The following is a 14018-nucleotide window of genomic DNA, read 5'->3' on the forward strand; positions in this document are numbered from 1 at the left end:
CTCCTGTAGAATCGAGTACACGTTTAGAATACTTGAAAGTAGGAATCTCGATTGGTGTAGAACCTGTTGCGATGATTGCATTTTTAAACTTATACGTTTGTGCAGAATTCTCATCCATGACACGAACTGTATTTTCGTCTACAAAATATGCTTCTCCACGTACGATTTCTACTTTGTTACCTTTTAATAAACCTTCAACGCCACCAGTTAATTTCTTAACAACTCCAGCTTTCCAAGCTTGGACCTTAGAGAAATCAACCTTTACGTTCTCTGCACTGATTCCCATATCTTCTGAATGAAGTGCATGCTCATAACGGTGACCTGCAGAAATTAACGCTTTTGATGGGATACATCCAACGTTCAAACAAACTCCACCAAGGTTACCCTTTTCTACGATTGTAACTTTTTGACCTAGTTGTGCTGCACGGATTGCTGCTACATATCCTCCAGGGCCTGCGCCTATTACTAGAGTTTCTGTTTCAATTGGAAAATCGCCTACTACCATTTTTTTACGCCTCCATTAACAATAATTCAGGGTCATTCAGTAAACGCTTAATATGATTTAATGCGTTCTGAGCAGTCGCCCCGTCAATTATACGATGGTCGAAGCTTAAAGATAAAGCTAAAACTGGTGCAGCTACGATTTCTCCATCACGAACAATTGCTTTTTCAGCAATACGACCAATACCAAGGATTGCAACTTCAGGGTGATTGATAACTGGAGTGAACCACTGTCCACCTGCAGAACCAATGTTAGTGATTGTGCAAGAAGCACCCTTCATTTCATTTGGTGAAAGCTTGCCTTCACGAGCTTTTGTAGCCAATTCATTAATTTCATTAGAGATATTGAATACTGATTTACGATCAGCATTTTTCACAACAGGAACTAATAAGCCTTTTTCCGTATCAGCTGCGATTCCAATGTTGTAATAATGCTTTTGAATGATTTCACTTGCAGCATCATCAATTGAAGTATTCAAAGTTGGGAATTCGCGTAGTGCACTTGTTAATGCCTTTACCACATATGGCAAGAAAGTAAGCTTAATTCCTTTTTGAGCAGCAACATCTTTGAATTTTTTACGGTGTGCCACAAGTTTTGTAACATCAATTTCATCCATTAATGTTACGTGAGGAGCAGTTTGCTTACTGTTAACCATTGCTTTAGCAATTGCTTTTCGGATTCCGCTCATTTTTTCACGAGTTTCTGGGAATTCACCTTCTGGAATCGCAACAGCAGCAGCTTTTGTCTCTTCTTTAGCTTGTGGTGCTTCAGCTGGAGTTGTTTCAGCCTGAGCGGCTTGTGGTGCAGCTACCTTGTTACCACCAGATAAGAATGTATCGATATCCTCTTTCATTACACGGCCGTTATCACCAGAACCAGCAACTTGACGAATATCTACACCTTTTTCACGAGCGTATTTACGAACAGATGGCATTGCAATTACTCGGCGATTAGGATCTACTTCTGCTTGAGGAGCAGTAGCAGCTTCACCTTGTGTAGGTTGTGCGCCAGCACCTGTTGGTTGGTCTTTAGGTTGTTCATCTTTCTGAACATCCTTTTTTACTTCTTTGCCTGCTTCAGCAGTAGCTTGTACTTGTGCTTCAGTACTTTTTTCGCCTTCTTCTTCTTCTTCACCTTTAAACTTAAGGTTCTCATAACCTGGGGCATCAAAAGTGATTAGAACGTCACCTACTACTGCAACAGTTCCTTCAGCTACTTTGATTTCTTCTACAGTACCTGCAACTGGCGATGGAATTTCTACAACCGCTTTGTCGTTTTGTACTTCACAAAGAACATCGTCTTCTTGTACTTTATCTCCTGGCTTTACGAACCACTTAACAATTTCACCTTCGTGGATTCCTTCACCAATATCAGGTAATTTAAATTGGAATGACAAGTCATCCAACCTCCTATCTTCAAATTGAACAGCTGATTTCTCGGGTAAAACAAGCAGAAGCTGCCAAAAATGCAAGTTCACTCACATTTCGGGCAGACCCTACCTTTGACCTCATCTACTAATTAGAAGTTCAATACTTTTTTCGCAGTTTCAATAACATCTTTATAGTTAGGAAGCCATACACTCTCAGCTTGTGGGAACGGATAGATTGTATCTGGAGCCGTTACACGTAGTACTGGAGCCTCAAGGCTTAAAATTGCGCGGTCATTAATTTCAGCAACAACGTTTGCAGCAACACCTGCTTGTTTTTGTGCCTCTTGAACAACCATAGCTCGTCCTGTTTTTTCAACAGAAGCAATGATTGTTTCGATATCTAATGGGCTGATTGTACGAAGGTCAATAACCTCTACAGAGTGTCCTTCTTTTTCAAGTTCTTCAGCAGCCTTCAATGATTCATGAACCATTGCGCCATATGTGATGATGGATAGGTCAGTACCTTCACGTTTCACATCAGCTTTTCCAATCTCGATTGTGTACTCCCCTTCAGGAACTTCCTGACGGAAAGAGCGATATAATTTTAAATGCTCTAGGTAAATAACTGGATCATTGTCACGAATCGCAGAAATTAACAGACCTTTCGCATCGTATGGAGTTGAAGGAACAACAACTTTCAAACCAGGTTGTTGAGTCATTAATCCTTCTAAGCTATCAGAGTGAAGCTCTGGTGTATGAACCCCACCACCGAATGGTGAACGGATTGTTACAGGAGCGCTGTAGCGTCCGCCAGAACGGTAACGCATACGAGCCATTTGACCGCTGATAGAATCCATAACTTCGAATACGAATCCAAAGAACTGGATTTCCGGAACTGGACGGAAGCCTTGAAGAGCAAGACCAATTGCAAGACCCCCGATACCAGATTCTGCAAGTGGAGTATCAAATACTCTATCCTCGCCGAATTCTTTTTGCAATCCTTCAGTCGCACGGAATACTCCGCCGTTTACCCCTACGTCTTCTCCGAAAACAAGAACTTTTTCGTCCTTCTTCATTTCAATGCGAAGGGCATCAGTAATTGCTTGGATCATTGTCATTTGAGCCATAGCTTACTTCGACTCCTTTTCTTTATAAATTTCATATTGTTCTTTAAGGTTAGATGGCATTTCTTCAAACATAATATTCATTAAGTCCGTAACTTTTTGCTTAGGAGCAGCGTCCGCTTTAGCAATCGCTTCTTTGATGTCTTCCTTCGCTTTTTCAATTACTTCGTTTTCTTTTTCTTCAGTCCATAGACCCTTCTTCTCAAGGAACTTACGGAAACGAACTAATGGATCTTTCTTTTCCCATTCTGAGTCAAGATCAGCTGTACGATAACGTGTTGGATCGTCACCAGCCATTGTATGTGGTCCATAACGGTAAGTTAATGTCTCAATTAATGTTGGACCTTCACCGTTGATTGCACGATCACGAGCATCGCGAACAGCTGCATATACAGCAAGTGGGTCCATTCCATCAACTTGAATTCCTGGAATACCAGCTGCAACTGCCTTTTGTGCAATTGTCTTAGCAGCAGATTGCTTTTCAACTGGAGTAGAGATCGCAAAACGGTTGTTTTGAACGATAAAGATTGCTGGAGCTTTGAATGCACCTGCAAAGTTAATACCTTCATAGAAGTCACCTTGAGAAGCTCCACCGTCACCTGTATATGTAATAGCAACAGATTTAGCTCCGTTCTTTTTCATACCAAGGGCAACGCCAGCACACTGGATGTATTGAGCACCAATGATAATCTGTGGCGAAATTACGTTAACGCCTTCTGGAATGTTATTTCCTTCGTAATGTCCACGAGAGAATAAAAATGCTTGGTGTAACGGAAGTCCGTGCCAAATTAATTGTGGAACATCACGGTATCCAGGAAGAATGAAATCTTCCTTCTCCAATGCAAATTGGGAAGCAAGTTGTGAAGCTTCTTGACCAGCAGTTGGTGCATAGAAACCTAAACGTCCTTGACGGTTTAAAGAGATAGAACGTTGGTCTAAAATACGTGTATAAACCATACGTTTCATTAATTCTTGTAATTGCTCATCTGTCAGATCAGGCATTGCTGCTTCGTTTACAACTTCGCCTTCTTCATTCAAGATTTGTAAAGTTTGGAACTGATCTTCCACATTGGCAAGCTGTTGTTTAACATCAAATTTTGCTTTCGTAGCTTTGGAAGCCATCCGAGTCACCTCATCCTTTCAATAAAAGGTAATTTTATTAAATGCCTTGATCTTATTCAGGGCAAGTAGAGCACTAATTCTTCACAGAACTCATAGTCTCATTTTAATTTTCCACAAAAGACATAGATAAAACACAGAAATGTAACTTCAAGTGATATTTTATTCTGTTACAATAATTTTGGCAATTAAAATGATACAATACTCTATCACGTAAATTAGTTTACTCTTGTATCTTTAGCTAGTCAACCTATATAAACAGTATACTCTTAGTTCAATTTCTCTATTGAGCTTTTCTATAACATACTAGAATAATTTAAAACTGTTATATAATTGAAAGCTATCCTGTACTACAAAACAAAACTACATAGGAGCAAATCTTAGAAAAATAGTTCTCCAACTTTTAGTATTGCCCTTTATCCAGAATTTAACTCCACTTCCATTACTATTTTAGAAAAGGTTTTTGATGATATACAAATACCGTTTTTTCGACATAACGTTATCTATTTGGGATTCATTCATATGTCCACCACTTATTTTCCTATTAGATAAATAGGCTATCACCAAGCCTTAGCTCTATAGAATGTATAGTTGAACTAAATCTTTATTCCCGCTCTATTCCTTTACTATCAACTCCTGATAGTGAAACAAAAATGCCCCTAAGTATAAATACTTAGGGACATCCTGTTATTCTTGAACCTGAACCTTCAATCCAGCCTGTTTATAAAACGCCATTTTTTTACGATTGTACTCATCTGTGGCTTTATTATATAAATCGTTTGTTTTTAAAACTTGATCATATGAGGCATTTACTTCATCAATATGCTTTTGAAGTTCCTCTAGCGTTAAATCTTCTTTTTTAAACTGTTCATACACTTCAATGTCTTTTTGAATACTTTCCATATATGATGTAAACAACTTCTCGTGTGCACTATATCTGGTTTCCATTAGAATTTTTAATTCGTTGGCTTGTTGTTTTATCTTTTTATCTTTAATGTCTTTTATGATAGAGTCTATCTTTTTGAATTCCTCTTGCGAAGATTCAATACTTTCACGCTCTTTCTTCATGGCTTCTTCTCGTTTCTTGGCGGTGTTGATAGCTTCATCAGAAAGTTTTACAATTTGGTCGAACTCTTTCATCCCTAATTGAATAATCTTATCGTATAGGGCTTTTTCTTGTTCTTCTAGCTTAGTTATCGGCACTTGTTGTTTTTCGAATTCTTTTTCATTCTTAACGATATTTTCTAATAACAATAATAAATTTTCCTCTGGAGAGGTCTTATTTAAGCAGCCTGAGATGATAAATGTGATGAACAAAAGTAGCACGATACTTAGATGTCTTGCTTTGAACACTGGCAATTCCCCCCAATTAATAACACATTCTACTATAAGAAAAAAATTTACCTTTTACAATAGGAGATATACCTCCTGCGAGCTTGTCCTATAGTATCACTATTATGTTGAAGCATTGAAAAATATGACCAAATTGGTAGATTCACCTTAATATCTCTCGAAATGAATAAATAGAACCTCTCTTGCGTTTACATACGAGTAAACTTAAGATAAAATTTTACATTATCTTATATACATAATCTTAGGGGTGAAAACCGTGCTGACTATGAATGATATTATTAGAGAAGGCCATCCTTCCTTACGAAAAGTTGCAGAAGAAGTAAATCTTCCAGCCAGCGAGGAAGATAAAAAAATTCTAGCTTCCATGCTGGAATACGTAATCAATAGTCAAAATCCAGAGATTGCATCTAAATACAGCTTAAGAGCTGGTATTGGGTTAGCAGCTCCTCAAATAAACGTTTCAAAACGAATGATTGCCGTACATGTCACTGATGACAAAGGTACATTGTATAGCTATGCGCTATTTAACCCAAAAGTTGTTAGCCATTCAATAGAGAAATCTTATCTAACTTCTGGTGAAGGTTGTTTGTCTGTTGATCGTGCTGTCCCTGGGTACGTACCTCGATATGCTCGAGTAACTGTTACTGGAACTTCATTGAATGGTGAGGAAGTGAAACTTCGCTTGAAAGGCTTGCCAGCGATTGTTTTCCAACATGAAATCGACCACTTGAATGGGGTCATGTTTTATGATCACATTGATAACAACAATCCCTTCCATCCTATACCCGATGCAGTCGCAATTGAAAGATAAGTTCCCTTTAGAAAACTAGGCTATCGTTAAGCATTAACTGGCGATAGCCTAGTTGCCCTTATACTTTATTCCTAAAATTGGCCTCTTCGTCGACATACTTCTTTACAGACAATATTCTTTCTTATAGCGCAAAAAAGGAAATGGCTTCCCATTTCCTTTTTTTTATATCAATCCCAGTTTTTTTAATCCATTAAAGATTCCATCTTCATCTACATGGTTTGTAATAACATCAGCATGGCGTTTCACTTCGTCTGGAGCATTTCCCATTGCGACACCAGTTCCAGCTGCATGAAGCATTTCAATATCATTCAACCCATCGCCAAATGCATATACATCCTTCATTTCAAAGCCTGCTTTTTTAATGAATTGCTTAATCCCTTCTGCCTTAGAACCCTTTACCGGTAAGACATCAACGCTTTTCTCATGCCAACGAATTAAACGAAAGTGCTCGTATTGATTCTTAAAATGATGCTCCTCATCCGCTGTACAGAACATGAGCACTTGGAATATCTCGTTCTTTAAATAAAATTGGTCATCAAATTCAGGGTGTGGGAACTTTAAGGAACTCATTGCTTCTTCTATTCGATCATTAGAATGTACATTTGCTTTCATAGTTTTTTCATTTAAAAATACTAAAGGAATTTCTAGGCTTTTTGAATGCTCGATAAGACGTTCAACTTCATCTATAGGCAAAGCTGTTTTGCTTAGCACTTCATTTTCAAACAATACATATTGCCCATTGATGCTAACATAAGATTCGATGTCCAATTCTTTTCGAATATTTTCAAACATGAATGGCGCCCTTCCTGTTGAAATGGCTACAAAAACCCCGTTTTCCTGCAATTGTTTAACTGCTTTTTTTGTTGAATCAGGAATTTCCTTTTGATGATTAAGTAGGGTTCCGTCTATATCAAAAAAAACGATTTTTTTATTCATAATTATCCACTTCCAATCTTGTTGCTCAAATTAATACCCTTCATTTAATATCTGTCCGTAAAAAAAGTCAAGCAGACCATATTAAAGTACTTCAATTAATCATTACACCAAATAATTTCCAACAAAAATCAGGCAAGAAAAATTGAGAAATCCGCATAATAGAAATAAAACAAACGGACAGCAATTTAGAGGGCACCTGCCTTTTTTTAGAATCAATAGAAAAGGCATATTTACTTTATTGAGTAATCGTTTACAATATTAAATAAGAAGGAGTGATTGTCATGCTCAAAAAGCTCCGTAGAAGGCTTCTAAAGCAATGGAAGGACATGCTTAGAAAAAAAACAATTGCATAAATTCGTTTTTAAAGCCCTTCAACACTTGCGAAGGGCTTATTCTTTCGTGTAAAGTTTCTAAGTATACAGTTTGTCCGTTTACATACTTTCTTCTTCAGGTAATTCATGGAAAATAAAACATCATATTCAAAAACATGAAATAAATACTGTTTTTTTATATAATGAAATAAGAAATGATAAAGGGTAAGTTAGGAGCGATTAGAATGGTTTATAAAGTATACTATCAAGAGAAAGCAAATGAAGTACCTGTACGTGAAAAAACAAAGACGATTTACGTTAAGGGTGAGTCAGAGCGTGATGTACGTTTAAAGCTTAAAAATGAAGCGTACAACATTGAGTTCGTGGAATTAGTTAGTGGTTCTTATTTAGAGTACGAAAAACAAAATGAACAATATAAAGTATTGGAGCTATAAGGATGAAATTTGTAAAAAATGATCAAACTGCCGTATTCGCACTTGGCGGACTTGGCGAGATTGGAAAGAATACGTATGGTGTTCAATTCCAAGATGAAATTATATTAATTGATGCAGGGATAAAATTCCCTGAGGACGAACTATTAGGGATTGATTATGTAATCCCAGATTATTCTTACCTTGTAAAAAACCAAGAAAAAATTAAAGGCCTATTTGTCACACATGGTCACGAAGACCATATTGGCGGGATTCCATATTTATTAAAAGAAATTAACATCCCAATCTACGGTGGTAAATTAGCTCTTGGCTTAATTAAAAACAAATTAGAAGAGCATGGTTTACTACGTCAAACGAAAATGATTGAAATCAAAGAAGATGACATCATTAAGTTCCGTAAAACTTCTGTTACCTTCTTCCGTACAACACACAGTATTCCTGATTCATACGGAATTGTCGTTAAAACTCCACCTGGACAAGTTGTACATACTGGGGATTTCAAATTCGATTTTACTCCTGTGGGAGAACCTGCCAATTTAACTAAGATGGCAGAAATCGGTAAAGAAGGAGTTTTGTGCTTACTTTCTGACAGTACGAACAGTGAAGTTCCTCACTTTACAATGTCTGAGCGTAAAGTTGGTGATAGTATTCATGATATCTTTAGAAAAGTGGATGGGCGTATAATTTTTGCCACTTTCGCATCGAATATTCACCGTTTACAACAAGTTGTAGAAGCTGCAGTAATAAATAACCGTAAAGTTGCAGTATTTGGACGAAGCATGGAAGCTGCCATTGAGATTGGACAAGACCTGGGTTATATTCGTTGCCCGAAAGATACATTCATTGATGCTCAGCAAATTAATCGTATGCCAGCAAACCAAGTTACAATTCTATGTACTGGTAGCCAAGGTGAACCAATGGCTGCATTATCACGTATCGCAAATGGTACACACCGTCAAATCCAAATTATACCTGGTGATACAGTTGTATTTTCTTCTTCACCTATCCCTGGTAACACGATTAGCGTTTCTCGTACAATTAATATGTTATTTAAAGCTGGCGCAGATGTTATTCACGGTTCTCTTAATGACATCCATACTTCAGGTCATGGTGGACAAGAAGAGCAGAAGTTAATGCTACGTCTAATGAAGCCAAAATTCTTCATGCCGATTCATGGTGAGTATCGCATGCAGAAAATGCATTGCCGACATGCCGTCGATTGTGGTGTTCCTGAAGAAAACTGCTTTATCATGGATAATGGTGAAGTATTGGCATTGAGCAATGATTCAGCCCAAGTAGCTGGAAAAATTCAATCAGGTTCCGTCTATATTGATGGTAGCGGTATTGGTGATATCGGCAATATCGTACTTCGAGACCGTCGAATCCTTTCTGAAGAAGGCCTAGTGGTAGTCGTGGTAAGTATTAATATGAAAGACTTTAAGATTGCTGCAGGTCCTGACTTAATTTCTCGTGGATTTGTTTACATGCGTGAATCTGGAGATTTAATCAACGACGCACAATCATTAATTAACAAACACTTGAATAAAGTAATGGAGCGTAGAACAAATCAATGGTCTGAAATTAAAAACGAGATCACTGATACATTGGCTCCTTTCCTATACGAAAAAACAAAACGCCGTCCAATGATCTTACCAATCATCATGGAGGTTTAATTTAAAAAAGGTCCAGCGGATTAATTCCAGCTGGACCTTTTGATTGTATAAGATAATGATTTTTAAGCAATTTCTAGCTATTCAACGATTTTTTTCTCAAATCGATTTATATCTTGGTCTGCACCAATGACAATTAAAATATCCCCTTCGCGAATGGATTCATTCGCTTGTGGTGATACCATGATATCCTGACCTCGTTTTATTGCAACAATATTGATTCCATATTTCGCACGAATATCAAGATCTATTAACGTGCTACCGTCCATTTTTTTACTTGCTACTATCTCCACGATGGAATGTTCATCCGAAAGCTCAAGATAATCTAGAACGTTATTAGAAACTATGTTATGGGCAATCCTTCTACCCATATCTCGTTCTGGATGGACAACATGATCCGCACCAATTTTACGTAATACCTTTTCATGGTAATCGTTTTGTGCCTTTACGGTAATCTTATTAACCCCAAGTTCTTTTAACATCAATGTCGTTAAAATACTCGCTTGAATGTTATCACCAATTGCGACAATAACATGGTCAAAGTTGCGGATACCTAAGCTTTTCAGAACCGTTTCATCTGTGGTGTCTCCTACTACAGCGTGGGATGCAATCATAGCAAATTCATTTACTCTATCTTCATCATTATCAATGGCTAACACTTCCATGCCCTGTTCAACTAATGCCCTACAAATGCTTCCACCAAAGCGCCCTAAACCAATAACTGCAAATTCCTTTTTCACAATTATGTCCTCCAAAAGGTTAAGTCAAAAACATGCTCATATTCTATCATAATCGTATTCAAATGAACAAATAAGAAATTAGTAAAGAAAGTCTACCTTATAAAGATAGACTTTCTTTCGAGTTATTTTTTTAGACCTTTGACATAATCCGCATCAAACAAAAACAATTTCAATAGTAGCAACAAAGATGGAATTAATAGAAATAATCCTGCAATGAATACAATTACTAGGGTGATTCCCATCGTTTCATCGGTATACCCTGTATAGATGGTGATATATGGGTCTAATATATACGGTAAATGTCCTGCCCCATATCCAAAAAATGCGAAGAAGAATTGAAGCATAACCAGTACAAAAGCAGATCCTAAAGCTTTCCTACAGTATATGAGATACGTGGCTCCAAAAAAACAAAGTAAGGAAAGACCAAACATCCACCATAAATCCACCATATTTTCAAAATGTCGTAGATTATGTTCACGTAACGAAACGAAAACAAGCAAACTAGCTAATATGGTTGGAGGGCTCCAAAACAGGGCAAATTTACGCAATAACTCCCTCGCAGCTAAATCATTAGCCCGATGTGCATAAAACGTCAAGAATGAGGCACTGATGAATAATACAGAGACAATTGACAAATATACTACACTCCAAGAATAGGGACTGGTCATCAGTTTCCCTGCTAGGAAAATGACTTGATCTCCCCGCTCCTCAATAAATCCTCCTTCAGAAATTGTCAAAGCAGTAGATAATGCCGCAGGGATTAATAAACCAGTTGCTCCATATAGGAAAAGGTAAAATTTATTATCTTTTGATCCATAATTCCCGAATGCATAAAATGATCCTCTAATCGCCAATAAAATTAAGGCAATACTACCGGGAAGTAATAAGGCCGTCCCATAATAATAGGCTGTATCAGGGAAAAAACCGATTAGTCCTACAAAGAAAAATACGAAAAACACATTTGTAACTTCCCATACAGGTGAAAGATATCGACTGATGATATGACTAATAATATGATCCTTCTTCGTCAACTTCCCATAATAAGCAAAAAACCCAGCGCCAAAATCGACAGAAGCAACAATTAAATATCCATATAAAAATACCCAAAGAACTGTAATACCTAGTACTTGAATCTCCACAAGTTCTCACCTACTTTCGTTAGTTCTTGTTTGTGCCGATATATTCCGAGTAACGCTGTTCAAGTTCAACAGCAGCCGGTTTATTTTTAAACATTTTGATTAATACAACGGAACATACCACCGCTAAAATTACATATACGATGAAGAATAGTACGAAAGTGATTCCAACCGTATCTGCTTTTGTAGCTCCTTCGGCCACTGTCATATATCCTCTTAATATCCAAGGCTGTCTCCCAACCTCAGCAAAAATCCAGCCCAATTCAATGGCTAACATAGCCAAAGGTCCCGATGCTACCACAGCCCAAAGTAACAATTTATTATTGTATGGGTCAAACCTTTTCAGTTTTGTTAAAAGGATAAACAATAATGATAATCCCATCGAATACATACCAATCATGACCATTAAATCAAACAAATAATGAATCCATAATGGCGGTCTCAGATGTTCGGGAGTTTCATTTAATCCAATTACTTTATGATCGAAACTATTACCTGCCAAAAAGCTTAGCGCTTTAGGTATCCTAATTTCATTATGCACTACATTATTTTCATCCAAAGTACCAAACAGAATTAAGTCGGCTCCTTCTTCTGTCTCAAAATGCCATTCTGCTGCAGCAAGCTTTTCTGGTTGAACTTCTGCCAAGAATTTGGCAGAAATATCTCCAGCTAGCGCTGTTCCTGCTGAAAATATGAACCCTGCCACCAACGTAAGCTTTAACGCCTTTTTCTCGTAAACTCCTCTTTTTCCCCTTAACATCGCATATGCAGTAATAGCTGCCAATACAAAAGCGGACGTCATATAAGCTGAAGTCAAAACGTGAAAGACCTTACTTGGAGTTGCTGGGTTAAACATTGCAGCTATGGGGTCTATGTTTGTAACGACTCCATCAACAAGGTCGAATCCTTGTGGTGTATTCATAAATGCATTAACGGTTGTAATAAAAAGTGCGGATGCTGATGATCCAATCATAACAGGAATCGTAATAATCCAGTGAACCATTGGATTCTTGAATCGGTCCCACGTATATAAGTAAATTCCAAGGAAAATAGCTTCGAAGAAAAAAGCGAATGTCTCCATGAACAAAGGCAAACTAATGACTTTGCCAGCCACTTGCATAAAGCTTGGCCAAAGCATAGAGAGTTGAAGACCAATTGCAGTCCCTGTCACAACTCCTACTGCCACTGTAATAGTGAATCCACGTGCCCATCTTCTAGCCAATAATGTGTAGTATGGATCATTTTTCTTAATCCCGATAAATTCTGCTATTGATATCATCACTGGGACACCTACACCAATGGTGGCAAAAATGATATGGAAAGCAAGAGTCATACTCGTTAACATCCTGCTTAAAATGACGCTATCTAGTTCCATCATAGTCTCTCCCCTTTGCCTTTTTACTCGATATAACACTATACACATAGTATAAATCCAATAAACTTCATTTGTGTGTAACATTTGTGACAAATTTCACAAAGGTTTATGAAAGTATTGTGAACAAATTAAAATACCTTATTTTCTCTCTTAAAGTAAGGCTGTTAAACTTTCCTGTTGTTTTCCGTTCCAGACGCTTGCTTTTTCGGTGGGCTTTAGCCGAGCATCCTCGTCGCTTGTGCTCCTGCGGGGTCTCTCCAGTTTCGCTAATCCACCAGGAGGCAAGAGCCTTCCACTTCAATCAACAAACTGCTAAAAATCACAATGGGCTTTAACACAGCCTAAAGAAAAAAATGATCCGATAAAAATCATTCGTGATTTCTATCGGATCATCCTCTATTTATCCTACATTTTGCATTTCAAATTGTGCCATTACTAAACCGTAGTATTCCCCTTTTTGTTCCATCAACTCCGCATGATTGCCCTGTTCTTTAATAAGACCATTTTCGAGGACAAATATTTTATCGCATTCACGAATTGTTGATAAACGGTGCGCGATAATAATGGAAGTTCTACTTTTTAATAATGTCTTTAATGCTTCTTGTATTTTCACTTCCGTTTCCGTATCTATGCTTGCTGTAGCTTCATCCAAAATAAGAATACGTGGATTCGCTAGAAGAGCACGTGCAAAAGATAGTAGCTGTCTTTCACCAACAGAAAGGACATTTCCACGCTCTTCAACCTCTGTTAAATATCCTTCCTGTAACCTAGAAATGAATTCATGCGCTCCCACTGCTTTCGCAGCATCAATAACTTCATCGTCACTTGCATCAGGACGCCCAAACCGAATGTTTTCCATTATGGTCCCAGAGAAAATGAAGGTCTCTTGTAATACAATGCTTATATTCCCTCTCAAGCTTGATAATGACAGATCCTTTACATCTATCCCGTCAATTTTTATTGAACCTGCTGTGGCGTCATAAAAACGGCTTATGAGGTTTGCGATAGTGGTCTTTCCAGAGCCGGTATGACCTACTAGCGCAATCGTCTGTCCAGCATTTATACCGAGAGAAATCCCTTTAAGCGCCTTCCTTTTATCATCATAAGAAAATTCAACTTC

The 14018-nt window shown here is 37.7% G+C and carries 13 protein-coding genes; 3 read left to right on the forward strand and 10 right to left on the reverse strand.

Annotated elements, in window-relative coordinates; all coding sequences use genetic code 11:
* The 5 genes from DBX25_RS21195 to DBX25_RS05945 form a co-directional block, all read right to left on the reverse strand.
* The coding region (locus tag DBX25_RS21195; RefSeq protein WP_240620174.1) for an FAD-dependent oxidoreductase at positions 1-505 on the reverse strand (505 nt) is incomplete at its 3' end.
* A 4-nt stretch (positions 506-509) separates the two neighbouring features.
* A complete protein-coding gene (locus DBX25_RS05930; RefSeq protein WP_108669855.1) occupies positions 510-1898 on the reverse strand; it encodes a dihydrolipoamide acetyltransferase family protein in 1389 nt (462 codons plus the stop codon).
* Positions 1899-2020: 122 nt separating this feature from the next.
* A complete protein-coding gene (locus DBX25_RS05935; protein ID WP_108669856.1) occupies positions 2021-2998 on the reverse strand; it encodes an alpha-ketoacid dehydrogenase subunit beta in 978 nt (325 codons plus the stop codon).
* Positions 2999-3001: 3 nt separating this feature from the next.
* The gene (gene pdhA / locus DBX25_RS05940) at positions 3002-4117 is read right to left on the reverse strand and encodes a pyruvate dehydrogenase (acetyl-transferring) E1 component subunit alpha (RefSeq protein ID WP_108669857.1); all 1116 of its coding nucleotides are present in this window, start codon (positions 4115-4117) and stop codon (positions 3002-3004) included.
* Between the two features lie 684 nt (positions 4118-4801).
* Complete coding sequence (locus DBX25_RS05945) at positions 4802-5467, reverse strand: YkyA family protein (RefSeq protein ID WP_157950890.1); 666 nt, start codon at positions 5465-5467, stop codon at positions 4802-4804.
* A 256-nt stretch (positions 5468-5723) separates the two neighbouring features.
* Here DBX25_RS05945 and def point away from each other — a divergent pair, with 256 nt between their 5' ends.
* The gene (def, locus tag DBX25_RS05950) at positions 5724-6278 is read left to right on the forward strand and encodes a peptide deformylase (RefSeq protein ID WP_108669859.1); all 555 of its coding nucleotides are present in this window, start codon (positions 5724-5726) and stop codon (positions 6276-6278) included.
* A 162-nt stretch (positions 6279-6440) separates the two neighbouring features.
* Here the strand turns inward: def and DBX25_RS05955 are convergent, their stop codons facing one another.
* Positions 6441-7214: a Cof-type HAD-IIB family hydrolase gene (locus tag DBX25_RS05955; protein WP_108669860.1), complete on the reverse strand. Its 774-nt coding sequence runs from the start codon at positions 7212-7214 to the stop codon at positions 6441-6443.
* Between the two features lie 556 nt (positions 7215-7770).
* Between DBX25_RS05955 and DBX25_RS05960 the strand changes: the two genes are divergently transcribed.
* Positions 7771-7980, forward strand: a complete 210-nt coding sequence (locus tag DBX25_RS05960) for a DNA-dependent RNA polymerase subunit epsilon (RefSeq protein ID WP_108669861.1) — start codon at positions 7771-7773, stop codon at positions 7978-7980.
* A gap of 2 nt (positions 7981-7982) precedes the next feature.
* Positions 7983-9650, forward strand: coding sequence for a ribonuclease J1 (rnjA, locus tag DBX25_RS05965; RefSeq protein WP_108669862.1), 1668 nt, complete (start codon positions 7983-7985; stop codon positions 9648-9650).
* A 77-nt stretch (positions 9651-9727) separates the two neighbouring features.
* On the opposite strand, the gene DBX25_RS05970 is transcribed toward rnjA, so the two are convergent.
* The 4 genes from DBX25_RS05970 to DBX25_RS21200 all read right to left on the reverse strand — a co-directional run.
* A complete protein-coding gene (locus DBX25_RS05970; RefSeq protein WP_108669863.1) occupies positions 9728-10387 on the reverse strand; it encodes a potassium channel family protein in 660 nt (219 codons plus the stop codon).
* Positions 10388-10509: 122 nt separating this feature from the next.
* Entirely contained in the window at positions 10510-11526 is a 1017-nt protein-coding gene (locus tag DBX25_RS05975; protein WP_108669864.1) for a cytochrome d ubiquinol oxidase subunit II, read from the reverse strand.
* A 19-nt stretch (positions 11527-11545) separates the two neighbouring features.
* Complete coding sequence (locus DBX25_RS05980) at positions 11546-12898, reverse strand: cytochrome ubiquinol oxidase subunit I (RefSeq protein WP_108669894.1); 1353 nt, start codon at positions 12896-12898, stop codon at positions 11546-11548.
* Positions 12899-13298: 400 nt separating this feature from the next.
* A partial coding sequence (locus DBX25_RS21200) for an ABC transporter ATP-binding protein (protein ID WP_240620175.1) occupies positions 13299-14018 on the reverse strand: 720 nt, incomplete at its 5' end.

The organism is Peribacillus acanthi (assembly GCF_003073175.1).
GTDB classification, from domain to species: Bacteria; Bacillota; Bacilli; order Bacillales; family DSM-1321; genus Bacillus_BN; species Bacillus_BN acanthi.

Coding starts and splice junctions, on each gene's coding strand:
- DBX25_RS05935 (WP_108669856.1), bottom strand. CDS start 2,998: ATGGCTCAAATGACAATGATCCAAGCAATTACTGATGCCCTTCGCATT.
- pdhA (WP_108669857.1), bottom strand. CDS start 4,117: ATGGCTTCCAAAGCTACGAAAGCAAAATTTGATGTTAAACAACAGCTT.
- DBX25_RS05955 (WP_108669860.1), bottom strand. CDS start 7,214: ATGAATAAAAAAATCGTTTTTTTTGATATAGACGGAACCCTACTTAAT.
- DBX25_RS05960 (WP_108669861.1), top strand. CDS start 7,771: ATGGTTTATAAAGTATACTATCAAGAGAAAGCAAATGAAGTACCTGTA.
- rnjA (WP_108669862.1), top strand. CDS start 7,983: ATGAAATTTGTAAAAAATGATCAAACTGCCGTATTCGCACTTGGCGGA.
- DBX25_RS05980 (WP_108669894.1), bottom strand. CDS start 12,898: ATGGAACTAGATAGCGTCATTTTAAGCAGGATGTTAACGAGTATGACT.